The sequence below is a fragment of the Nonomuraea sp. NPDC050663 genome (genome assembly GCF_044456985.1).
Taxonomy (GTDB): Bacteria; Actinomycetota; Actinomycetes; order Streptosporangiales; family Streptosporangiaceae; genus Nonomuraea.
This window is the reverse complement of sequence record NZ_JBITGL010000006.1, coordinates 170,632-192,148: the sequence shown is the minus strand read 5'-3', so window position 1 is coordinate 192,148 and position 21,517 is coordinate 170,632. Positions and strand designations below refer to the sequence as shown.

At 71.3% G+C, this 21,517-nt stretch carries 19 protein-coding genes; 8 read left to right on the top strand and 11 right to left on the bottom strand.

What is annotated here, in order from left to right:
* The first annotated feature begins 53 nt into the window (after positions 1 to 53).
* Positions 54 to 383: a nucleoside triphosphate pyrophosphohydrolase family protein gene (locus tag ACIBH1_RS21170; protein WP_397315522.1), complete on the top strand. Its 330-nt coding sequence runs from the start codon at positions 54 to 56 to the stop codon at positions 381 to 383.
* Between the two features lie 143 nt (positions 384 to 526).
* Here the strand turns inward: ACIBH1_RS21170 and ACIBH1_RS21165 are convergent, their stop codons facing one another.
* The 8 genes from ACIBH1_RS21165 to ACIBH1_RS21130 form a co-directional block, all read right to left on the bottom strand.
* A complete protein-coding gene (locus ACIBH1_RS21165) occupies positions 527 to 784 on the bottom strand; it encodes an acyl carrier protein (protein ID WP_397315521.1) in 258 nt (85 codons plus the stop codon).
* Complete coding sequence (locus ACIBH1_RS21160) at positions 781 to 2,661, bottom strand: HAD-IIIC family phosphatase (RefSeq protein ID WP_397315520.1); 1,881 nt, start codon at positions 2,659 to 2,661, stop codon at positions 781 to 783. The genes ACIBH1_RS21165 and ACIBH1_RS21160 overlap by 4 nt, the downstream gene beginning before the upstream one ends.
* A gap of 17 nt (positions 2,662 to 2,678) precedes the next feature.
* Positions 2,679 to 3,695, bottom strand: a complete 1,017-nt coding sequence (locus ACIBH1_RS21155; RefSeq protein WP_397315519.1) for a 3-oxoacyl-ACP synthase III family protein — start codon at positions 3,693 to 3,695, stop codon at positions 2,679 to 2,681.
* A 215-nt stretch (positions 3,696 to 3,910) separates the two neighbouring features.
* Entirely contained in the window at positions 3,911 to 4,876 is a 966-nt protein-coding gene (locus tag ACIBH1_RS21150) for a hypothetical protein (RefSeq protein ID WP_397315518.1), read from the bottom strand.
* Positions 4,877 to 4,923: 47 nt separating this feature from the next.
* Positions 4,924 to 5,553: a response regulator gene (locus ACIBH1_RS21145; protein ID WP_397315517.1), complete on the bottom strand. Its 630-nt coding sequence runs from the start codon at positions 5,551 to 5,553 to the stop codon at positions 4,924 to 4,926.
* Positions 5,550 to 6,608 carry a sensor histidine kinase gene (locus ACIBH1_RS21140; protein WP_397315516.1) on the bottom strand — a complete coding sequence of 353 codons (1,059 nt, stop codon included), beginning with the start codon at positions 6,606 to 6,608 and terminating at the stop codon, positions 5,550 to 5,552. Before ACIBH1_RS21140 ends, ACIBH1_RS21145 begins: the two co-directional genes overlap by 4 nt.
* Before the next feature lie 45 nt (positions 6,609 to 6,653).
* On the bottom strand, positions 6,654 to 8,048 hold the full coding sequence (locus tag ACIBH1_RS21135; RefSeq protein WP_397315515.1) for an MFS transporter: 1,395 nt from the start codon (positions 8,046 to 8,048) through the stop codon (positions 6,654 to 6,656).
* A gap of 94 nt (positions 8,049 to 8,142) precedes the next feature.
* The gene (locus ACIBH1_RS21130) at positions 8,143 to 9,732 is read right to left on the bottom strand and encodes a beta-1,3-glucanase family protein (protein ID WP_397315514.1); all 1,590 of its coding nucleotides are present in this window, start codon (positions 9,730 to 9,732) and stop codon (positions 8,143 to 8,145) included.
* Positions 9,733 to 10,039: 307 nt separating this feature from the next.
* Here ACIBH1_RS21130 and ACIBH1_RS21125 point away from each other — a divergent pair, with 307 nt between their 5' ends.
* The 3 genes from ACIBH1_RS21125 (at position 10,040) to ACIBH1_RS21115 (ending at position 11,993) form a co-directional block, all read left to right on the top strand.
* A complete protein-coding gene (locus ACIBH1_RS21125; RefSeq protein WP_397315512.1) occupies positions 10,040 to 10,447 on the top strand; it encodes a hypothetical protein in 408 nt (135 codons plus the stop codon).
* Between the two features lie 113 nt (positions 10,448 to 10,560).
* A complete protein-coding gene (locus tag ACIBH1_RS21120; protein ID WP_397315511.1) occupies positions 10,561 to 11,418 on the top strand; it encodes an SDR family oxidoreductase in 858 nt (285 codons plus the stop codon).
* 29 nt (positions 11,419 to 11,447) lie between these two features.
* Entirely contained in the window at positions 11,448 to 11,993 is a 546-nt protein-coding gene (locus tag ACIBH1_RS21115) for a dihydrofolate reductase family protein (protein ID WP_397315509.1), read from the top strand.
* Here the strand turns inward: ACIBH1_RS21115 and ACIBH1_RS21110 are convergent.
* The gene (locus tag ACIBH1_RS21110; RefSeq protein WP_397315508.1) at positions 11,990 to 13,405 is read right to left on the bottom strand and encodes a rhamnulokinase family protein; all 1,416 of its coding nucleotides are present in this window, start codon (positions 13,403 to 13,405) and stop codon (positions 11,990 to 11,992) included. The two genes, ACIBH1_RS21115 and ACIBH1_RS21110, sit on opposite strands and share 4 nt — an antisense overlap.
* Positions 13,402 to 14,385: a LacI family DNA-binding transcriptional regulator gene (locus tag ACIBH1_RS21105; protein ID WP_397315507.1), complete on the bottom strand. Its 984-nt coding sequence runs from the start codon at positions 14,383 to 14,385 to the stop codon at positions 13,402 to 13,404. The genes ACIBH1_RS21110 and ACIBH1_RS21105 overlap by 4 nt, the downstream gene beginning before the upstream one ends.
* A gap of 105 nt (positions 14,386 to 14,490) precedes the next feature.
* Here ACIBH1_RS21105 and ACIBH1_RS21100 point away from each other — a divergent pair, with 105 nt between their 5' ends.
* The 4 genes from ACIBH1_RS21100 to ACIBH1_RS21085 are packed head-to-tail and all read left to right on the top strand — an operon-like array spanning position 14,491 to position 19,146.
* The gene (locus ACIBH1_RS21100) at positions 14,491 to 14,802 is read left to right on the top strand and encodes an L-rhamnose mutarotase (protein WP_397315506.1); all 312 of its coding nucleotides are present in this window, start codon (positions 14,491 to 14,493) and stop codon (positions 14,800 to 14,802) included.
* Between the two features lie 13 nt (positions 14,803 to 14,815).
* A complete protein-coding gene (gene rhaI / locus ACIBH1_RS21095) occupies positions 14,816 to 15,964 on the top strand; it encodes an L-rhamnose isomerase (protein WP_397315505.1) in 1,149 nt (382 codons plus the stop codon).
* 8 nt (positions 15,965 to 15,972) lie between these two features.
* On the top strand, positions 15,973 to 17,979 hold the full coding sequence (locus ACIBH1_RS21090; protein ID WP_397315504.1) for a bifunctional aldolase/short-chain dehydrogenase: 2,007 nt from the start codon (positions 15,973 to 15,975) through the stop codon (positions 17,977 to 17,979).
* A 12-nt stretch (positions 17,980 to 17,991) separates the two neighbouring features.
* Positions 17,992 to 19,146, top strand: a complete 1,155-nt coding sequence (locus ACIBH1_RS21085; protein ID WP_397315503.1) for a cytochrome P450 — start codon at positions 17,992 to 17,994, stop codon at positions 19,144 to 19,146.
* Here the strand turns inward: ACIBH1_RS21085 and ACIBH1_RS21080 are convergent.
* On the bottom strand, positions 19,136 to 21,481 hold the full coding sequence (locus ACIBH1_RS21080; RefSeq protein WP_397315502.1) for an FAD-dependent oxidoreductase: 2,346 nt from the start codon (positions 21,479 to 21,481) through the stop codon (positions 19,136 to 19,138). The genes ACIBH1_RS21085 and ACIBH1_RS21080 overlap by 11 nt on opposite strands.
* Between the last annotated feature and the right edge of the window lie 36 nt (positions 21,482 to 21,517).

Sequence of the window (21,517 nt, the reverse complement as noted above, 5' to 3'; positions counted from 1 at the left end):
TCACGCGGCCAGCCGGAAGCCCGGCCAGGTGGAAGGGACGATACTGATCCGCCATGGACCTGGATGAGTATCAGCGCGCCGCCCTCCGTACCGCGGCTCCGCGCGACAAGAAGAACGAACTCCTCCACCTGGTGCTCGGCCTGGTGGGCGAGTCAGGTGAGATCGCCGAGAAGTTCAAGAAGTGGGTTCGTGACCTCGACAGCGACGAGTCGCGGATCGACCGGGCCGGTATCGCCAAGGAGCTGGGTGACGTGCTCTGGTACGTGGCGGTGCTTGCGGACTACCTCGACCTGTCGCTGGACGAGGTCGCGAAGACCAACCTGGCCAAGCTGGCCGGCCGGCAGGGCCGCGGTGTGCTGCGTGGCAGCGGTGACGACCGCTGAGTGGGTCCGCCGCCCATCCGCTCGGCGGATGAGGACACGTCGTCGTGTCCGTGATGTCGCGTGCCGTGAAGACAACCGGCCGCGCGCCCCGTTCCCCGTGATCGTGCAACCCCGTCCCCGTCCACTCCCCGTGTGCTGAGACGTCAGCAGTCGCGCGTCGCCCGTACCAGCTCGATGAGGTCGCCGGCGGTGTGCTGGTGGTGCAGGGCGCGCAGGTCGATCTCGATGCCGAACGCGCTCTCGAGGGCGACGAGCGCCTCCAGGGTGGCCACGCTGTCCCAGTTGTAGGTGCCCAGCAGCGGCTCCGCGGCGAGCTCGGTCGGTGTGGTGCCGAGGACGCCGCTGAGGATCTCGAGGACCGTGGTGGCCGTGGCGTCCATGTGGTCCGAGGTGATCGTCATGTGAGGTTCTCCTGTTCGTCGGAGGCGGGAAGGGGAGAGGTGACGACGATCCAGGCGGGCGTGACGGGCGGACGGCCGGCGAGGTCGACGGCGAAGGTCCGCGTGCCGTCCTCCTGCTCGGAGACCGGTGTCATGCCGGCCCGCTCCCATGTGTCGGCGGCGACGGTGTTCTTGGCCGACGGCACGAACGAGGCGGTGACGCGGGTGGCGCCGGCTTGCGCCGCGCGGTCGAACAGCCAGTCCGTGATCGCCAGTTCCACGCCGCGGCCCAGGACGCGGCAGCTGAGCACCAGGTTGAGCACCCGCCACTCGTGGGCTTCGCACCGCATCCAGGCGGCACCGACGACGCCCTCGTCGCCGAACCGGTCGGACACCGCGAACGAGGCGACCAGGTGGTCGGCGGAGTCGAGCATCTCGCCCGTCTCGTTGGCGTCGAATCGCACGTTGGTGAGGTTGAACTGGTTGGTGCGGGCGGCCAGCTGGGCGATGCGAGCCGTCGTGAACGGCGTGGCCAGGGCAGCGGTCAGGCTGATGTCCAGGGCCTGGAGGTAGTCCTCCGAGGAGCTGAACGCCTTCGAGTAGTCGTTTCTCAGGGCCCGTGACCTGTAGAGGTCGGCCCGCTGCTGGTCGGTGGCCGTCAGTTCCGGCACGTCGAACCAGCCCTGCTGCAGCAGCCGCTCCACCAGGTGGGCCGGGTCGCCGTCGGCGGAGACGACCGCCACCTGGGGGAGTTCGGCGGTGACGTGCTCCCGCTCGTACGGGGAGTCGTCCATGAAGACGAAGGAGTCGAGGCCCAGTCCCAGGGACTCGGCGGCCTGGCAGAGGTTGTCCGCCTTCGGGTTCCAGTTCGCGGCGAGCACGGAGAGCGTGTCCGGCCGCAGCACGGCGTCCGGGTGGCCGGAGAGCATCTCCTCGACCAGGGCGGCGTCGTTCTTGCTGGCCAGGACCAGCACCACGCCTTGCTCGCGCAGGCCGCCGGCCGCCTGCTGGAGCTCCTTGTACGCCTTGCCGGGGTAGAGTCCGCCGAGCTGCACGCCGTGGGCTCCGGCCTCGCCGAGGATCCCGCCCCACAGGGTGTTGTCCGCGTCCAGGGCCAGGACCTTCCTGGACAGCCCGCACTGTGCCTGCAGCACCCGGCGGGTCTCCTGGGCGAGAAGCAGCAGCGCGGCGTCGGTGTACGGCAGGTCGGCGTAGGAGTGCAGCCGCCGGTCCCGGGCGGGAGTCGCCTCCAGGGCGAGCAGTCCCGCCAGATCCACGATGGCCAGCTGCGGCTCCGTGGCGGCCAGCTCCAGCAGGTCGCCGTTGAGCCGGTGCCACGCCTGCGCCAGCAGGGCCCGGTCGCGGACCGCGATGAAGGAGTCCCGCACCGAGCGCGACAACGGCACGGTGTTCAGCACCAGGGTGGCGGAGGTGCGCCCGGCCGCTCCGGCGAGCAGTCCGCGCAGTTCGTCCAGCCTGGTCTCGATGTGGGCGACGACCTCCTTGACCGGCATGCCCTGGTGGACGGCGGGCAGGAAGAACTCCTGCGAGAGCATGCACAGCACGGCGTCTGGCTGGTCCTGCTGGAAGGCGCCGAGGGCCAGTTCCATCTCGAACCGGCCGTAGTCGCCGACCTGGATGCGCGGGGCGAGCCCGCAGGAGACCAGGGCGGCGCGCAGCAGGTCGGGCAGGGCGCCCAGGGTCCCGGTGCCCAGCACCGCGAGCCGTACCGGACGCAGGCCGTGGGCTTCGGGGTCCAGGGACCTCAGCGCCGCGCCGGCCCTGCGCATCAGGGTGGGGTCCCGTTCGACGGCGAGGGTGAGCCGTACGGCGGGCTCCGGCGCCCGGCCCTCGGCCACGGAGGCGCGGACCGCTTCGATCAGCTGGGTGGCGTTCATGGTGTCCTCGCCTCCCATCAGATCCGGACGAGGGAGCAGTGCCAGCGCATGCCGCTGGCGATGCCGCACAGAGCGACCAGGTCGCCCTTGCGGAGCTCGCCCCGCTCCAGGTGCTCGCCGAGCGAGATCAGCTGGTCGGCGACGCCCATGTGCCCGTGGAGGGTGGCCAGCGCGGCGTTGGTGCGCTCGACCGGGATCTGCAGGGCGTTGGCGATCGCCTGCATGGAGGACTGGTTGTCGTTGATGTAGATCACCCGGGCCAGGTCGCCGCGCTGCACCTTGGCCCGCCGGCAGGCGTCGTCGACGACCTGGACCACACGCTGCTCCAGGGTGCCCACGAACGCCACCAGCCGCCTGGGGTCGCGGCCGAAATGGTTCTGCACGCGCAGCAGGCCGTTCGGCGCGGTCATGCTGTCCCAGTCGGGTGGCGGGAGCGGGGCGATGCTTCCGCCGTAATCGCTGCGGAAGAAGTCGCACAGATCGGGATCGGTGATCTGGGACGTGGCCAGCCACCGGTTCTCCTGGTGGTCCCGCTTGAGAATGAGCGCCACGGCCGCGTCACTGTGCACGGAATCGTTGACGGTCATGCGATTGCGGTGGAATTCGCTGGTGCGGTGGACCGCGACGAAGAGAATGTTGTCCAGCTCCGGCTGAATGGCCAGCTGGCCGGCGATCAATCCCAGGCCGGTGACGCCCGATGCGCAGCCTTCGCTTAGCAGGAGCGTCTGGATCGGGGGAGTGCGCAGTTCACGGGCCAGCGCCGCGGAGGAGTCCCAGTGCGGATACTCCGGCTGGTCCGAGTAGGCGTACACGACCATGCCGAGCTCGTCCGCCGTCATGCCCGCCCGTTTGAGGACGTCCTCGGCGGCCTGGGCGGCGAGCTGGACGGCGTGAACATCCTTCGGCGCGCGGTGGAAGCTGGTGTAACCCCACCTCATGATGCGCGCCGGATCCGGCACGTAGTCGGCCGCGACCGTGGCGACCTCCTGCGTCTCGCCGAACGCGTAGCCGAATTCGGCTATTCCGAAACTCATTGGACTCTCCTCCTCAGAGACGAGCTGTAAGAATGGGCGACGGATGATCATTGCGCGGTTCGGTAATCAGGCGAATAAGGCCGACGAACTCCACGAGCCCGCTGTATTCAGTTCCTCATTCCAACCCACGGGAATGCGCGGCTGCTACTGCGATCACCCCCTAAATGCCGGACTCGGCCGCCCCTGACGCCCCCGGGTAGGGGCGGTGCGGGGGGCTACGCGGGTGAGGTGTTCCTCGCCCTGCCGAGCCGTACGGCGGCGAACACGAGCAGCCCCGCGGTCGCCGCCGCGAACAGCAGGTCGCCGGCCAGATCCGTGGCTGCCGGGGTGGGGACGGCGGGGGGCTGGGCGAAGCCGTGCCAGGCGTAGGTGAGCAGCCCGCCCGCGGCGGCGGCGAGCAGGTGGCGCCGGTCCCAGCCCGCGCCGGCCGACCAGCGCCGCAGGGTGAAGAGGGTGGCGCCGGCCAGCACGAGGTGGACGGCCACGGTGGGCCAGGCCAGCGCCGGGCCGGCGACGAGGGTGATGGCCCAGAAGAGCGAGCCGGTGGTGAGGGTGAAGGCGCCCACGGCCAGCGGGGCTGGGGTGTTACGGGGTGCGGGCGGGCTGGGACGGCGGCCGAGGAGCGCTGCGGCGCCGATGAGGACGGCGACGCTCGCCGCGGCGACGATCAGCTGGGTCGCGGAGGGCTGGTGGGGGGAGGCGGTGAAGGCGCGGGACATGACGATTCCGGCCGCGAAGAGGGCAGCCGCCGCGCCCAGCCCGGCGCGCCCGAGCCAGGGGTCGCGGGAACCCGACAGGGCCTCGATGACAGCGATCGGGGCGCAGACGCTCCACGCGCTGTGCAGGGTGAGGACGAACACCGTCCACCAGGCGCTGACCCCCAGCCCGGGGAGGTAGGCGTAGTCGGTCATGGGGATCGAGGCGTAGCCCGGGTCGAACAGCGAGCCGGTGACGAACGCCTCCTGGACGACCGCGAAGGCCAGGCCGAGCAGCGCGATGCCGGTCCAGCCGAGCCGCAGGCGCCTCGACAGCTCGCGGATCAGCAGGGCGCCGCCGCCGTACAGCGGCGCCAGGGAGATCAGGGCGATCAGCATCGTGACGGGCAGGTTGCCCAGGAGGAACTCGGCGACGAGCGGAGCCAGGAGGAACAGGCTGAGAACGGGAATCCATCGTTTGACCATGGCCCCAGCATCGTGATCAACCGCTGGGGCCAGTAGTGACGAACGTCCTAAAGCCAGCCGCGCTCCTCGGCGATGCGGCCCGCCTCCGCGCGGTTGCGGGCGCCGGTCTTGCCGATCGCCGACGACAGGTAGTTGCGGGCCGTGCCCTCCGACAGGAACAACCGGCGGGCGATGTCGGCGATCGTGCCGCCCTCGGCGGCGGCGCGCAGGACGTCGCACTCCCGGTCGGTGAGGGGGTTGTCGCCGAGCTCGCGGCTGGCGGCGGCCAGGCGGGGGTCGACGACGGTGCCTCCCGCGCGTACGCGGCGGATGGCGGCGGCCAGGTCCTCGGCGCGGGCGTTCTTGGCGACGAATCCGGCGGCTCCGGCCGACAGCGCCCTGCGCAGGTAGCCGGGGCGGCTGAAGGTGGTGAGGATCAGGACCCGGGCGGGGTGCTCCCTGAGATCGGCGGCCACGGTCAGGCCGTCGCGGCCGGGCATGTCGATGTCGAGGAGGACCACGTCGGGGTGGGTGCCGGCGACGGCGTCGAGGACGAGGTCGCCTCGGTCGACTTCGGCCACGACCTCGATGCCGGGCTCGAAGCTGAGCAGGGCGGCGATCGCCTGCCGTACGAGGTGCTGGTCGTCGGCGAGCAGGACGCGGATCGGAGGGGCGTCGCCGGGCGGGGCCGGCGTCATCGCGGTGCCCCCACCGGGAGCGCGGCTCTGAGCAGGAAGCCGCCCTCCGGGGCGCGGGCGCGCCGCATCGTGCCTCCGGCGGCTTCCAGGCGCTCGGCCAGCCCGCGGAGCCCGCTCCCGGGCGGCCCGCCGCCGTTGGCCCCGGCTTCTTCGGCGCCCGGACCGTCGTCGGAGACCTCCACGAAGGCGTGGCCGTCCTCCACGCCGAGGTGGATGCGGCACGACCGCGCGCTGCTGTGCCGTACGACGTTGGTGGTGCCCTCGCGCACCACCCAGGCCAGCAACGAGCCGGCGTCCGCCGGGATCGGGGCGGCGGCGACGTCCAGCGTCACCCCGGCCGCAGACAGCGTGCGCCGGGCGGTCGCGAGCTCGCCGTCCAGCGACAGCGCCCGGTAGCCCGCCACCGCGTCCCGCACGTCGTCGAGCGCCTGCCGCGACAGGTCCTCGACGTCGCCGATCTCGGCGCGCGCCCGCGCGGGGTCGGCGTCGACCAGGCGTCCGGCCAGCTGGCTCTTGAGTGTCATGGCCGACAGCGCGTGGCCGAGGATGTCGTGCAGGTCGCGCGAGAAGCGCAGCCGCTCGTTGTCGACGGCGAGCCGCTCGGTCTCGGCGTGCGCGGCCTTGAGCGCCCGGTTGGCGGCTTCGAGGCGGACGAACACGTCCATCGCGCCGGTGAAGACCACCGCCTGCAGGGGGATCCACCAGGCGGTGGCCAGGGGGAGTACGGCACAGGCGGCGGTGATCGTGAGGCCGCAGAGGACCAGGGCGGTCGTGCGGGGGAGGGTGCTGAACAGGGCGGCGATGAGGAAGAACAGCGTGGCGAAGGTCCACAGGTCGCCGAGGGCGGGGGTGAGGGCGGCGGCCACGCCGTAGAGAGCGGTCAGCGACCACCACCGGCTCCGCGCCGAGGTCGTGTGCACGTACAGCACGGCGAAGGCGATCATCCCCGCGAAGACGAACACCGCCACCGTTGGACCCGGCTCGCGCTCGAGGAACGCGGGAACCGGCCACAGCAGAAAGATCAAGCAGAGGTTCGTCCAGGAGCGGTCACGCATGTCCCCATTGTCGTCGTCCGCATGATCGACGCGGAGTGACAGATGTCAGCCGCCGCCCCTGCGGCGCAGCCCCACGGCGGCGATCGCCGCGCCCACCAGCACCATGACCACGGGTACGGCGAGCGCGGCCCGGTAGGCGTCGAGCAGCGCCCGCGGCGACCCGTCACCTCCGGCCAGCCCGTAGACGGCGGTCGCCGCCGAGATGCCCACCGCCGAACCGAACTGGGTGAACGTGTACAGCAGGCCCCCGGCCAGGCCCTGCTCCTCCGCGCCGACGGCCTCGGTGGCGGCGATGGTGAGCGGCCCGTAGGCGAGCGCGAAGGCCATGCCCGAGAGGAGCAGCGTCGGGAACATCGCCAGGTACGGCCAGCCCATCCCGACGGGCAGGAACAGCCCGTAGGCCACGATCGCCAGCACGAACCCGGCGAAGATCACCCGGGCGTGGCCGTACCGCCGGACGAGGCGAGGAGTGAGGAGGGGAGCCAGGACGGCGTCGCAGCCCATCACGATCAGCGCGATCGCCGTCTGCAGGGAGGACCAGCCGCGCAACTCCTGTAAGTACAGCGTGACGATGAACTGGAAGCCGAAGAACGCCCCCAGGAAGAGCATCGCGGCGACGTCGGCGCGCACCATCGCGGCCTTGCGGAAGATCTCCAGCCGGATGAGCGGCGTCCTGGCCCGCCGTTCGACGGCGATGAAGGCCGCCACCAGCGCCAGCCCGGCGGCCAGCGACCCGAGGGTGAGCGCGAGCCCGTCGCCGCCGTGTTCGAGGCGGACGATGCCGTAGGCGAGCAGCAGCATCGCGCCGGCGGCGCTGCCCGCTCCCGCCAGGTCGTAGCCGCCCGTCCCCGGCCGGGCGGGGCGGGGTTCGGCGGGGATCAGCCGCAGCGCCGCCGCCAGGATGACGCCGCCGAACACCACGGGGGCGAAGAACACCCAGCGCCAGCCGAGCTCGGTCAGCAGGCCGCCGATGACCAGGCCGAGGGAGAAGCCGCCGGCGCCGACCCCGGCGAAGACGAGCAGGGCCCTGTCGCGCTGTGGCCCCTCCCGGTAGGACGTGGTGATGATCGACATGGCGGCGGGCGTCATGAAGGCCGCCGCCACGCCGGTGACGAACCTGGCCACGACGAGCATCCAGCCGTCGGTGGCCAGACCGCCCAGCGCCGAGAAGGCCAGGAAGACGACCAGCCACGTCAGGAACATGCGCCGCCGGCCCAGCAGGTCGGCCGAGCGTCCGCCGAGCAGCGTGAAGCCCGCGTAGCCGAGGACGTAGCCGCTCATCACCCAGGCGGCGGTGCCCGTGGACAGGCCCAGGTCGGCGCGGATGGTCGGGAGGGCGACGGCGAGCATGGCCACGTCGCCGCCCTCGAGGAAGATCGTGCCGCACAGGACGAGGAGCAGCGCCCACGCTCGCCGGCTCATGCGGGTGGTGGTCGGCACCGGTGCTCCTCTCCCGCGCGCCTCCCGCGAGGGCGCTGGGACCCATCATGGTCATCCGCGGGCGGCACCGCGAGGAGAGGAGCACCGCGGGCCGTCAGGAGAGCGGGAACCTCTGCGCCCCCGTGCCGTTGCAGTCCCAGATCTGCAGGCGGGTGCCGTTGGCGGTGGCGCCGCCGGGGGAGTCGAGGCAGCGTCCCGACTGCGGGTTGCGCAGCGAGCCGTCGGCCTGCGGCGCCCACACCTGGGCCCCGGTCCCGTTGCAGTCCCACAACTGCACCTTCGTGCCGTTGGCCGTACCGCCCGAGACCACGTCCAGGCACCGGCCGAGCGTCCGCAGCGAGCCGTCGCCGTTGCGGGTCCAGCGCTGGTCGACCGCCCACGACTGGCAGTCCCACAGCTGTACGGCGGCGCCGTTGCCACCGTTGTCGTCGCCGGAGACGTCGACGCACTTGCCGCCGGGGCCGACGATCGTCCTGGCCGGGTTGCCGCCACCCCCGGTGAAGGGGGTGAGGATGATCCCGGCCGACCGGGGGTCGCCGTCGTGCACGAGCGACTCGAAGGCGCCCACGTCGTCGAACGGGAACGCGTACGCCTTGCCGTCCGTCATGTTCGCGTGGATGATCCGGGCGTAGTGGTTGGTGGGGTTGTTCCTGTAGAACTCGGCGGCGTTGAGGCTCGGCTGGGTGTCGACGGTGCCCAGCGTGCCCCGGTTGAGCGCGGCGCACAGGGTCCGGGCGATCGGCCCGACGACCAGGTCGTTGGGCGCGTGGAGGTTGCCCGCGCACCCCCACACGTCGGCGCTCGACGGCCGGTTGAACGACGCCACCTGGGCGCCCGAGCTGTTGGTGAACGTCATGACGCTGCCGCTGGTGCGCCCGAAGTACCTGGTGTTCGGCTGGTCGGTGAACGGGACGACGGTCAGCGTCTTGGCGGTGTAGGCGTTCCAGGCCGAGGCGATGTAGGAGTCGAGATAGGTCGGGGACAGCAGGCCCGCGTCGGCGGCCTTGCCGGGTGACAGGACCCGCAGCACCGTGCCGTCCGAGCGCGTGGTCACGGTGCCCGACCATCCGGCCTGGGCGCGGATGGCGTTGATGATCGCGTCACGGCCGTTGGCGACGAGGTCGCCGGTGCGCTTGGTGGCGCCGGACGCTCCCGTCACGGAGACCGCGTGCGGCACCGCGAACATGTCCACCTGCGAGCTGTTGAGCCATAAGCCGGCGTCGTTGTAGGTGAACTCGCTCCAGTCGAACAGGATGGTCCTGTTCGGGTCGCCGCCCGCCCAGGGAGCGGGCTGGACGAGCCCGTCGGGGGTGAGGAAGAACTGCAGCTTCTGGCCCAGGGAGAAGTAGACCCGGCCGGAGAAGCCGCGCGGGAATCGGATCGTCGAGCTGCCGCCGTTGCCCGGCCCGCCGATCGACACGTCGGGCGCCGGTGACGGCGGGAGCTGGCCGCCGCTCCACGGCGTGAACGTGCCCGCGGCGTTGACGTAGCCGAGGCGTCCGGTGGCGAGGTTGGTGCCGAGCACGTAGAGGTGTACGGCGTCGGCGCGGCCGCTGTTGTTGGTGACGGTGACGGGCAGGATGGCGGGTCCGACGGCCTGGGCGGGGGAGGCGCTCGCCACGGCGAGCGGGGCGGCCAGGAGGGTGGTGGCGAGGATGCGGGCGATGCGAGGGGGGATGCGCATGGCGCCTCTCAATCGGGGGGCGTGGCCGAATGTCCGCCGTGGGCGGCAGGCCCACGGCGGCGAGATCCTCGAGGATTGAGAGCGCTCTCTCTGACGCATGTCGCGACTGAGAGAGCGCTCTCACATTACGACCGCTTGACTCGTGAAGTCAATGGCGGCGGGCGCACGGGGGCGGTCACCGCGACCCCCTGACGTGCGCGCGGCCCGGATGTCAGCGGGCGCATCAGCCCGATGACAGCACGCCGTCAGAGCGGTCCGCGATCGTCAGGTCATCGAAGTTCGCCACCGACCCACAGGAGCAACCGCCATGTCCGTCACCTTCTCCGCCCAGGACAAGCTCACCCTCCGCAGCGCCGCCTACGGCGCCGTCGCCCTGCTGGCCGCCGCCGACGTGGCCGGCTCGGCGCACAAGGCCGCCACCGCCGGATCGCTCGCCCTGTACGCCGCGACCGGCCCGATCGGCCACGTGCTGGCCGAGAAGAAGCCGGGCGTCGACATCGACGGCAGGAACGCCGCCGAGATCGCCGACAGGGTGCTGCCCGCGCTGACCGCCTCCGTCGCGCTGCTCAAGCGGCAGGACCCCGCGCTCGCCGTGGAGTTCCGCGACACCGTCCTGGTGGCCCTCGACGCGGCCGCCCGGGCGTACAAGGGCGAGCCCAGCCCCACCGCCGCCGAGATGACCCGCAAGATCACCGCGGCGCTCGACGCCGCCTAGGCCGCCAATTAGCGAGACGCAGCGTCTTGCGTACGGCGCGCATCTCTTGTACAGTTCACCACACGAGACAAGACGAGCCGTCTTGTCTCGTGTGAGCCCTAGGAGTTTCTCGAATGCCTTCTTCCTCCGCACGCACCTGGTTCATCACCGGCGCCAGCCGCGGCCTGGGCCGAGCCTACGCCGTGGCCGCGCTGGAGCGGGGCGACCAGGTGGTCGCCGTCTCCCGGAGCGCCGCGCGCGGCGACTTCGACGAGGTCCACGGCGACCGCGTGCTGCCCCTGGCGGTCGACGTGACCGACCGGGCGGCGGTGTTCGCCGCGATGGCCACCGCGGCCGAGCACTTCGGGCGGCTCGACATCGTGATCAACAACGCCGGGACCATGTCGTCGGGCATGGTGGAGGAGTTCACGGAAGCCGAGGCCCGCGCCCAGCTGGAGGTCAACTTCTTCGGCGCGTTGTGGGTCAGCCAGGCGGCCATGGGGCTGATGCGCGAGCAGGGCTCCGGCCACATCGTGCAGATCTCCAGCATCGGCGGCCTGGGCGGCTTCCCGAGCACCGGCCTGTACAGCGCGAGCAAGTTCGCGCTGGAGGGCATGAGCGAGGCGCTGGCGATGGAGGCGGCCGCCTTCGGGGTGAAGGTCAGCATCGTCCAGCCGGGCGGCTACTGGACCGACCTGTACACCGCCATGGCCTCGACCACCCCCGCCGAGCCGTACGGCCCGCTGCGGGAGGAGCTGGCCAGGCAGTGGGCCGAAGGGTCGATCGACAGCGACCCGCGGCTCGCGGCCGAGGCCATGCTGAAGCTCGTCGACTCCGAGGAGCCGCCGCTGCGGCTGCTGCTCGGCAGCATGGTCTACGACCTGGCCTTCGACATCTCCCGCCGCCGGATGGAGGTCTGGGCGGGGTGGGAGGAGGCCAGCAGGGCCGCCGAGCACGCCATCCCCGCCCCCGGCGGCGAGGGCTCACGCTGAATTCCCGCTGATCTCTTGGAGCGACATATATGAGCAAGATCGTCTCACTGGTCTACATCTCGCTGGACGGTGTCGTCGAAGACCCGTCCTGGACCGGTCCGTACTGGAACGACGAGCACGCCGCGTACGCGAGCGAGCGGCTGTTCTCCAGCGACGCCCTGCTGTTCGGCCGGGTGACCTACCAGGGCTTCGCCGAGGTGTGGCCGCACATGGAGGAGACCGAGGGGGAGTTCGCGGTCCGGATGAACACCCTGCCGAAGTACGTGGTCTCGGCCACGCTCGACAAGGCCGAGTGGAACAACTCCACGATCATCACCGGCGACCTCGCCGGCGAGGTCGCCTCGCTCAAGGAGCGCCACGACGGCGACATCCTGACCTACGCGGGCGACCTGACCACCTCGCTGATCAAGCTGGGCCTCGTCGACGAGCTCAAGCTCTGGCTGCACCCGGTCGTCGTCGGCGCGGGCAAGCGCATGTTCCCCGACGGGGTCGACACCAGCGCCTGGCAACTGGCGGGGACGACCGCCTTCAGCTCCGGCGCCATCGTGCTGGACTACCGCCCGGCCGCCGTCTAGGGGCAGCGCTCCCCGAGGAGCCCGACGCGAGCCTCCGCCGCCTCCCAGGCCGCGCCGGAGCCCGACGGCTCGAATCGTTCCAACCGCTGCGTCGAGGCCACCAGGGCCCGCATCTCGGCCAGCGACCCGACCACGCCCGCCGTACGCGCCTGGACCAGCAGGTTGCCCAGCGCCGTGGCCTCCACGGGCCCGGCCACCACCGGCAGCCCGCACGCGTCGGCGGTCAGCTGGCACAGCAGCGTGTTGCGCGAGCCCCCGCCGACGAGGTGGACGACCTCGACCTCCTGCCCGCTCAGCGCCACCGCCTGGCGGATGGCGGCGCGGTGGCCGAGGGCCAGGCTCTCCAGGATGCACCGGACGAACGCCGCGGGCGCGGACGGCACCGGCTGCCCGGTCCTGGCGCACTCGGCGGCGATGCGGGCGGGCATGTCGCCGGGCGGCAGGAAGGCGGGCAGATCGGGGTCGACGACGGAGGCGAAGGCGGGTTCGGCGGAGGCGGCCCGCAGCAGGCCCGGCAGGTCGGCGTTGGTCAGCCCCCACACCCGCAGCGACTCCTGCAGCAGCCACAGGCCCATGACGTTGCGCAGGTAGCGGATGGTCCCGTCGATCCCGGCCTCGTTGGTGAAGTTGGCGGCGAGGCTCTCGGGCGACAGCACGGGCGAGGCGAGCTCGACCCCGGCCAGCGACCAGGTGCCGCAGGAGATGTAGGCGAAGCGCGAGCCGGGGGAGGCGGGGACGGCGGCGACGGCGGAGGCGGTGTCATGGGAGGCGACCGCGGTGACGGGGGCGCTCCACCCGAGCAGGCCGGGCTTCACCCGGCCCGCGGGCGCGCCGGGCTGCCGGATCTCGGGAAAGATCCCGGCGGGCAGCCCCAGCTCGGCGATCAGCGGCGACGACCACGTCCGCGTGCGCACGTCGAGCAGCCCGGTCGTGGAGGCGTTGGTGACCTCGGCGCCGATCGTCCCGGTCAGCCAGTAGGTGAGCAGGTCGGGCACGAGCAGCATCACCGACGCCGCGTCGAGGCGCCGCTCGGCCAGCAGCTGGTAGACGGTGTTGAAGGGCAGGAACTGCAGCCCGCTGACGCCGTACAGCAGCTCGCGCGGGACGCGGTCCATCACCCCGTCGGTACGGCTGTCGCGGTAGTGGAAGGGGTCGCCGAGCAGTTCCCCTGAGGAGTCGAGCAGCCCGTAGTCGACGGCCCAGGAGTCGATGCCGATCGAGTCGACGGGCCCGGCCTTGCGCAGGCCCTCGACGATCTCCCCGAACAGCCCGCGGATGTCCCAGTGCAGGGAGCCCGCCCGCTCGACGGGCCCGTTGGGGAAGCGGTGCACCTCGGTCAGCGTGAGCGAGGCGTCGGAGACGATCACCCGCCCGCTGGAGGCGCCCAGGTCGACGGCGGCGAACCGGGTCATCGGGTCGACTCCCGCACGATCAGCTCGGGCTGGAACATGATCTGCTGGTGCGCGTGGGTGACGGGGTTGTCGCACTCGTCGAGCAGCAGTTCCGTCGCCACCTTGCCGAGCTGGTAGGTCGGCTGCCTGATCGAGGTGAGCGACACGGCGGAGGCGGAGGCGAAGTCGATGTCGTCGTAGCCGACGAGCGAGACCTGCTCGGGCACCCGGACTCCGGCCTGCAGCAGCCCGCGCAACATGCCGAGGGCCAGCAGGTCGTTGGCGCAGAAGACGGCGTCGGGCAGTTCGCCGGAGGCCACGAGCTTGGCCGCGGCCTGCTCGCCCGCCCGCGCGTTCATCGCGCCCATCTCGACGACCTCGATCCCCGCGGGCAGCGCCAGCCGGGCGCCCGCGAGCCGGTCCTGGCACTGGCGGATGGTGAGCGGCCCGGTCACGTACGCGACGCGCTCGCTGCCCCGCCCGACGAGGTGCTCCACGGCGGCGCGGCCGCCGGCCAGGTCGTTGACGGCCACCGAGCACTGGTCGGGGCGGTGCGGCGGATGGTCGACCAGGACGACGTGGATGCCGCGCTCGCGCAGCCGGTCGAGCCTGGCCAGGTCCTCGTCGGAGGGGGTGATGAGCACGCCGCGCACCCGCTGCTCGGCCAGGACGAGCAGGTTGCGCTCCTCCTTGACGCGCGAGCCGGCCGAGTTGCCGAGGATGACGGCGTAGCCGAGCTCGCTGGCCACGTCCTCGACGCCGGCCGCCACGTCGGTGAAGAAGGGGTTGCCGATGTCGATCACGGACAGGCCGATGGTCCTGCTGTGCCCCGCGCGCAGGGTCGAAGCCGAGCCGTGCCGTACGAAACCCAGCTCGCGGATGGCCGCCTCGACCCGGCTGCGGGTGGCGGCGGCCACCTTGTCGGGCCGGTTCAGCACGTTGGACACCGTGCCCGGGGAGACGCCCGCGTGCTCGGCGACCTCCTTGATGCTCACCGTCATGGAGCATGATTAAAACGAAATAATCCAGAAACCGCAATTGACAGGGGATCTGGCGCGTCCTACCTTCCTGGCAGACATTAAAACGTTTTTCGTGGACGTGAGGTCATGCAGAGAGTCTGCTTCCTGCTCAGGGTCAAGCCGGAGCACCTGGAGGAGTACAAGAAGCGGCACGAGGCGGTGTGGCCGGACATGCTGGCGGCCCTCAGCGCGACGGGCTGGCGCAACTACAGCCTGTTCCTGCGCGACGACGGTCTCCTGGTCGGCTACCTGGAGACCGACGACTTCGAGGCGGCCCTCAAGGGCATGGACGCCACCGAGGTCAACGCGCGCTGGCAGGCGGAGATGGCGCCCTTCTTCGAGTCCGGGCGGCCGGACGAGCAGATGACGCCGCTGACCGAGATCTTCCATCTCAGCTGAATCGGGGACCCCCATGGACACAGCCTCCCGGCTACGCGAGCAGCACATCGAGACACCCTCGTGGGCGTACGGCAACTCCGGCACGCGTTTCAAGGTCTTCGCCCAGCAAGGCGTGCCGCGCGACCCCTACGAGAAGCTCGCCGACGCGGCCCAGGTGCACGCCTTCACCGGCGTCGCCCCCACCGTCGCCCTGCACATCCCCTGGGACAAGGTCGACGACTACGCCCACCTCGCCGCCCACGCCCGAGACCACGGCGTCGCCATCGGAGCGATCAACTCCAACGTCTTCCAGGACGACGACTACAAGCTCGGCAGCGTGACGCACCCCGACAGGGCCGTGCGGCGCAAGGCGACCGACCACCTGCTCGAGTGCGTCGACATCATGGACGCCACCGGCTCCGACACGCTCAAGCTGTGGTTCTCCGACGGCATCAACTACCCCGGCCAGGACGACCTGCGCGCCCGCCAGGACCGCCTGGCCGAGTCGCTCAAGGAGGTCTACGACCGCCTCGGCGAGGGCCAGCGGTTCCTGCTGGAGTACAAGCTCTTCGAGCCCGCCTTCTACGCCACCGACGTGCCCGACTGGGGCACCGCCTACGCGCACTGCCTCAAGCTCGGCCCCAAGGCGCAGGTCGTGGTCGACACCGGCCACCACGCGCCGGGCACCAACATCGAGTTCATCGTCGCGTTCCTGCTGCGCGAGGGCAAGCTCGGCGGATTCGACTTCAACTCCCGCTTCTACGCCGACGACGACCTGATGGTCGGCGCCGCCGACCCGTTCCAGCTGTTCCGCATCATGGTCGAGGTCATCGGCGGCGGAGGGTACGGCCCGCACGTGGCGTTCATGCTCGACCAGTGCCACAACATCGAGCCGAAGATCCCCGGCCAGATCCGCTCGGTCATGAACGTCCAGGAGGCCACCGCCAAGGCCCTGCTGCTCGACCGCGACGCGCTGGCCACCGCCCAGAGCGAGGGCGACGTGCTCGGCGCCAACGCCGTGCTCATGGACGCCTACAACACCGACGTGCGGCCGATGCTCGCCTCCCTGCGAGAGAGCATGGGCCTGGACCCCGACCCCATGGGCGCCTACGCCCGATCCGGTTACTTCGAGAAGATCTGCGCCGACCGTGTCGGCGGCGCGCAAGCAGGCTGGGGGGCCTGAGAACCACCATGAACCCCGTTGTGAACAACAGTGTCGAACAGCTGCTCAACCGGTGTCACACGCTCGGCGCCGACCCGCGCAACACCAACTACGCCGGCGGCAACGCCTCCGCCAAGGGCGCCGAGACCGACCCGGTGACCGGCTCCGAGATCGACGTGATGTGGGTCAAGGGCTCCGGCGGTGACCTGGGCACCCTGACCGAGCCCGGCCTGGCCGTCCTGCGGCTCGACCGCCTGCGCGCGCTGACGCAGGTGTACCCGGGCGTCGAGCGCGAGGACGAGATGGTCGCCGCCTTCGACTTCTGCCTGCACGGCAAGGGCGGCGCCGCCCCCTCGATCGACACCGCCATGCACGGCCTCGTCGAGGCGGTCCACGTCGACCACCTGCACCCAGACGCGGGCATCGCCATCGCCACCGCCGCCGACGGCGAGCGGCTGACCGGCCAGATCTTCGGCGACCGGGTGCTCTGGATGCCGTGGCGCCGGCCCGGCTTCCAGCTCGGCCTCGACATCGCCGCCGTCAAGGCGGCCAACCCGCAGGCCATCGGCGTCATCCTCGGCGGCCACGGCATCACCGCCTGGGGCGACACCTCCGACGAGTGCCAGGCCAACAGCCTGGAGATCATCCGTACGGCGGAGCGCTACATCGCCGAACACGGCCGCCCCGACCCCTTCGGCGCGCTCGTCCGCGAGCCCCTGCCGACCGAGGAACGCCTGGCCAGGGCCGCCGAGCTGTTCCCGCTGGTGCGCGGCCTAGCCTCCACCGACCGCCCCCAGGTCGGCCACTTCACCGACTCGCCCGAGGTGCTCGACTTCGTCTCCCGCGAGCGCCTGGAAGAACTGGCCGCGCTCGGCACCTCCTGCCCCGACCACTTCCTGCGCACCAAGGTCGCCCCGCTCGTCCTGGACCCCTCCGGAGACGTCCAGGCACAGTTCGCCGCCTACCGCGAGGAGTACGCGGCCTACTACGACCGCCACGCTGTCGAAGGCTCACCCGCGATGCGCGGCGCCGACCCGGCGATCGTGCTGGTCCCCGGCGTCGGCATGTACTCCTTCGGCAAGGACAAGCAGACCGCGCGCGTCGCCGGCGAGTTCTACGTCAACGCCATCAACGTGATGCGCGGCGCCGAGGCGATCTCCGCCTACGCGCCCATCGACGAGTCGGAGAAGTTCCGCATCGAATACTGGGAGCTGGAGGAGGCCAAGCTGCGGCGCATGCCCGCGCCCAAGCCCCTGGCCGGCCGCGTCGCCCTCGTGACCGGCGGCGGCAGCGGCATCGGCGCCGCCACCGCCCGCAGGCTCGCCGCCGAGGGCGCCTGCGTCGTCGTCGCCGACCGCGACCTCGGCTCGGCCGAGAAGGTCGCCGCCGAACTCGGCAACGCCGACGTGGCGCTGGCCGTCCAGGTCGACGTCACCAGCGAGGAGCAGATCGCCGACGCCGTACGGCAGGCGGTCCTGGCCTTCGGCGGCGTGGACCTCGTGGTCAACAACGCCGGGCTGTCGCTGTCGAGAAGCCTGCTGGAGACGAGCGTCGCCGACTGGGACCTGCAGCACGACGTCATGGCCCGCGGCTCCTTCCTGGTCGCCCGCGAGAGCGCCAAGGTGATGATCGCCCAGGGCCTCGGCGGCGACATCGTCTACATCTCCTCCAAGAACGCCGTCTTCGCCGGCCCGAACAACGTCGCCTACGGCGCGGCCAAGGCCGACCAGGCCCACCAAGTGCGCCTGCTGGCCGCCGAACTCGGCGCCCACGGCATCCGCGTCAACGGCGTCAACCCGGACGGCGTGGTGCGCGGCTCGGGCATCTTCGCCTCCGGCTGGGGCGCCAACCGGGCCGCCGTCTACGGGGTGGAGGAGGAGAAGCTGGGCGAGTACTACGCCCAGCGCACGCTGCTCAAGCGCGAGGTACTGCCCGAGCACATCGCCCAGGCGGTGTTCCTGCTCACCCAGCTCAGCCACACCACGGGCCTGCACATCCCGGTCGACGCGGGGGTGGCGGCGGCCTTCCTTCGATGATTTCTTGGGGGCATGACTCCACAGCTGCCGTTCCCGGCTGAGCATCCGCTGGAAGTCCCCCCACTCTTACGCGCGCTGGCCGCGCAGGGCCCCGTGCATCGCGTCCGCACCCGCGTCGGGCACGAGGCCCTGCTGGTCACCGGCTACGAGGAGGTCAAGAAGTACCTGTCGGACGAGCGACTGGGCCGCTCCCATCCCGATCCGGCGAACGCCGCGCGTACCGGTGAGTCGGCCCTGTTCGGCGGGCCCCGCGGCGGCTTCGAGACCGAGCTCGAAGAGCACGCCCGTATGCGCGACCGGCTCCAGCCGCACTTCTCGCCCAAACGTATGCGTGCCTTCACCCCTCGCGTGGAGGCCCTCACCGACCAGCTGATCGACGCGATGACCTCGCCCGCCGACCTGTGCGAAGCGCTCGCCCTGCCGCTGCCGATCCTGGTGATCTGTGAGTTGCTGGGCGTGCCCTACGAGGACCGGCCGCAGTTTCGCGAATGGAGCCAGCAGACCTCGGACGTCACCAACCGCGAGCTGTCGGAGCAGGGCTTGTTCGCCCTGTACGGCTACGGGCAGGAGCTGGTCCGGCGCAAGCGCAAGGAACCGGGTGACGACTTCATCTCCCGCATGATCGACACCGTTTCCGACGACGAGATCGCTATGCTCTCCATGGCGATGCTGTTCGCCGGGCACGAGACCACGGTCGTCGCCATCGAGCTCGGCGCGCTCTTCCTGCTGGAGAACCGGTCGCAGTGGGAGCTGCTGGTCGAGCGGCCGGAACTGATCCAGGGTGCGGTGGACGAGATGCTGCGCATGCCCGCCGACGCGATCGGCGTGATCCCGCGCTACGCCCGAACCGACCTGGACATCTGCGGCGCGGCCGTGAGAACCGGCGATCTGATCGTGCTCGACACCACGGCGGCCAACCACGACGCCGAGGCGTTCCCCGAGCCGGACCGCTTCGACATCACCAGGGAGAACGCCCACCACATCGCGTTCGGTCACGGGCTGCGCTACTGCATCGGCGCCCCGCTGGCCCGCATCGAGCTTCGGGTGGTCTTCAGCAAGCTCGTCGAACGTTGCCCGGGGTTGCGGCTGGCGATGCCGGCGGAGCAGATCGAACGCCAGCCGGACAAGCTCACCAGCGGGGTCGACCGGCTGCCCGTCACCTTCTGATCTTCTCGTTCTTCGGGTCGTACGGCGGGCGCAGGTGCAGCCTCGCCTGCCGTACGTCACCGCCGACGTTGACTTCGAACCGCCCCTCGGTCCCGTCGACGTACCCCAGCGCCACGCACGACCCGGTGGTCGCCGCCCACGCCGCCGACGTGATGCGGCCCGCCGGTTCCCCGTCGCGCAGCACCAGCTCGCCGCCCCAGAGCATCACCTCGGGGTCCTCCACCACGAACGACACCAGCCGCCGCTTCCTGGTCGCCTTCTCCACCGCCTCGCGCCCCAGGTACGGCCCGTCCTTGCAGGTGAACGTCAGCCCCGCCTCGACCGGGTTGTCGTCGGGCCCGATGTCGGCGCCGAACGCCCGGTAGCCCTTCTCCAGCCGCAGCGAGTTGATCGCGTAGTACCCGGCGCGCGTGGGGTTGCCCTCCAGGAGCAGCTCGTAGACGCCGACGGCGAACTCCACCGGCACGTACAGCTCCCAGCCGAGCTCGCCCACGTAGGTGATCCTGGTCGCCCGCACGGTGTAGGGCCCCAGGTCGATCTCGCGGCTGGTGCCGAACGGGAAGGCGGCATGGGACAGGTCCTGCCGGGTCAGCCTCTGCAGCAGCTCCCTGCTGCGCGGGCCCATGACGCCGAAGACCGCGTACATGGCGGTCACGTCGACCACCGCGACCGTGCCGGGCAGGTGGCGCCGCAGGTGGTCGAGGTCGCGGTAGACGCTGCCCGCGCTGGTCACCCACAGGTACTCGTCGGCCGCGAGCCTGGTCACGGTGACGTCGGCCTCGTAGCCGCCGCGCTCGTTGAGCACTCCCGTGTACACCGTGCGCCCGGGCTCCACCGCCACGTCGTTGGTGCACACCCACTGCAGCCCGCGCTCGGCGTCGGCGCCCTTGACCAGCAGCTTGCCGAAGGAGGTCTGGTCGAACAGCGCCACGTCCTCGCGGCAGGCCCGGTGCTCTGCGTCGGCGTACGGCTGCCAGTTCTGCCGCCCCCACGAGTAGACGACCGGCTCGGGGCAGAAGACGTTGACCCGCTCCCAGCCCATTTTCGACCCCATGAACGCGCCCTCGTGCAGGTGATGCACGGGCGAGCGGCGGAAGGGCCTGGCCGTGGCCAGCTCGCGGTTGGGCCACGGGATCTCGTAGTGCAGCCCCAGCACCTCGGACACCCGGGCGCGCAACCACTGGTTGTTGCCGTTGAACGGGCCGAACCGGCGGATGTCGACGCCGCCCAGGTCCATCGCCGGCTCGCCGCCGACGATCCACTCCGCCAGCGCCCTGCCCGCGCCGCCGGCGCTCGCGATGCCGACCGAGTTGAAGCCGGCGCCGACGAAGAAGTTCCTCGCCCCCTCGCCGAGGATGAACTGGTTGTCGGGCGTGAAACTCTCGGGGCCGTTGTAGAACTTCTTGATCCCCGTCTCGTTCAGCACCGGCAGCCGGTGCAGGGCGCTGTTCATGAGCACCTCGAAGTGTTCCCAGTCCTCCTCCAGGAGCTGGAACTCGAAGGGGTACGGCAGGCGATCGGGGGAGAGCCAGGGCTTGGCCTCGGGCTCGAACCCGCCCACCACCAGGCCTCCGACCTCCTCCTTGACGTAGGTGTAGCCGTCGGGGTCGCGCAGGATCGGATAGTCGGGCCGCACCCCCTCGATCCGCTCCGTCACCACGTAGAAGTGCTCGGCCGAGTGCAGCGGCACGTTCACCCCGGCCATCGCGCCCACCGCCTTGGCCCACTGCCCCGCGCAGTTGACGACGACCTCCGCCTCGATCACACCCTGGTCGGTGATCACCGTGTAGCCGGGCTCGATGCCGGTCACGCGGGTGCGCTCGAAGACGCGCGCGCCGCGCTGCCTGGCCCCCTTGGCCAGCGACTGGGTCAGATCGGTCGGATTGACCGTGCCGTCGCCCGGCAGCCAGATCGCGCCCTCCAGGTCGTCGGTGCGCAGGATCGGATAGATCTCCCCGGCCTGCCGGGGCGTGAGCAGCTCGCACTCCAGGTCGAACACGGCCGCCGTCGCGGCGGTGCGCTTCAGCTGGACCATGCGGTCCTTCGTGCGCGCCACGATCAGGCCGCCGCACGCCTTGTAGCCGGTGGCCAGGCCCGTCTCGGCCTCCAGGCGCTGGTAGAGCTCGGCGGAGTACTGCACCAGCCGGGTGCCGCTCTCGCTGGCCCGCAGCAGGCCCACCAGCCCGGCGGCGTGCCAGGTCGTGCCGGAGGAGAGCTTGCCCTGTTCGAGCAGGACCACATCGGTCCAGCCCAAGGAGGTCAGGTGGTAGGCGACGCTGGTGCCGACGGCTCCGCCGCCGATGATCACCACGTGGGCACGGCTGGGCAGGCTCATACCGATCACGCTACAGTCTTCCTCCCGAGCCAAGGG

Coding starts and splice junctions, on each gene's coding strand:
- ACIBH1_RS21100 (WP_397315506.1), top strand. CDS start 14,491: ATGCAGAGAGTCTGCTTCCTGCTCAGGGTCAAGCCGGAGCACCTGGAG.
- ACIBH1_RS21090 (WP_397315504.1), top strand. CDS start 15,973: ATGAACCCCGTTGTGAACAACAGTGTCGAACAGCTGCTCAACCGGTGT.
- ACIBH1_RS21120 (WP_397315511.1), top strand. CDS start 10,561: ATGCCTTCTTCCTCCGCACGCACCTGGTTCATCACCGGCGCCAGCCGC.
- ACIBH1_RS21085 (WP_397315503.1), top strand. CDS start 17,992: ATGACTCCACAGCTGCCGTTCCCGGCTGAGCATCCGCTGGAAGTCCCC.
- rhaI (WP_397315505.1), top strand. CDS start 14,816: ATGGACACAGCCTCCCGGCTACGCGAGCAGCACATCGAGACACCCTCG.
- ACIBH1_RS21110 (WP_397315508.1), bottom strand. CDS start 13,405: ATGACCCGGTTCGCCGCCGTCGACCTGGGCGCCTCCAGCGGGCGGGTG.
- ACIBH1_RS21150 (WP_397315518.1), bottom strand. CDS start 4,876: ATGGTCAAACGATGGATTCCCGTTCTCAGCCTGTTCCTCCTGGCTCCG.
- ACIBH1_RS21105 (WP_397315507.1), bottom strand. CDS start 14,385: ATGACGGTGAGCATCAAGGAGGTCGCCGAGCACGCGGGCGTCTCCCCG.
- ACIBH1_RS21160 (WP_397315520.1), bottom strand. CDS start 2,661: ATGAACGCCACCCAGCTGATCGAAGCGGTCCGCGCCTCCGTGGCCGAG.
- ACIBH1_RS21130 (WP_397315514.1), bottom strand. CDS start 9,732: ATGCGCATCCCCCCTCGCATCGCCCGCATCCTCGCCACCACCCTCCTG.
- ACIBH1_RS21155 (WP_397315519.1), bottom strand. CDS start 3,695: ATGAGTTTCGGAATAGCCGAATTCGGCTACGCGTTCGGCGAGACGCAG.
- ACIBH1_RS21145 (WP_397315517.1), bottom strand. CDS start 5,553: ATGACGCCGGCCCCGCCCGGCGACGCCCCTCCGATCCGCGTCCTGCTC.
- ACIBH1_RS21140 (WP_397315516.1), bottom strand. CDS start 6,608: ATGCGTGACCGCTCCTGGACGAACCTCTGCTTGATCTTTCTGCTGTGG.
- ACIBH1_RS21115 (WP_397315509.1), top strand. CDS start 11,448: ATGAGCAAGATCGTCTCACTGGTCTACATCTCGCTGGACGGTGTCGTC.
- ACIBH1_RS21165 (WP_397315521.1), bottom strand. CDS start 784: ATGACGATCACCTCGGACCACATGGACGCCACGGCCACCACGGTCCTC.
- ACIBH1_RS21170 (WP_397315522.1), top strand. CDS start 54: ATGGACCTGGATGAGTATCAGCGCGCCGCCCTCCGTACCGCGGCTCCG.
- ACIBH1_RS21125 (WP_397315512.1), top strand. CDS start 10,040: ATGTCCGTCACCTTCTCCGCCCAGGACAAGCTCACCCTCCGCAGCGCC.
- ACIBH1_RS21080 (WP_397315502.1), bottom strand. CDS start 21,481: ATGAGCCTGCCCAGCCGTGCCCACGTGGTGATCATCGGCGGCGGAGCC.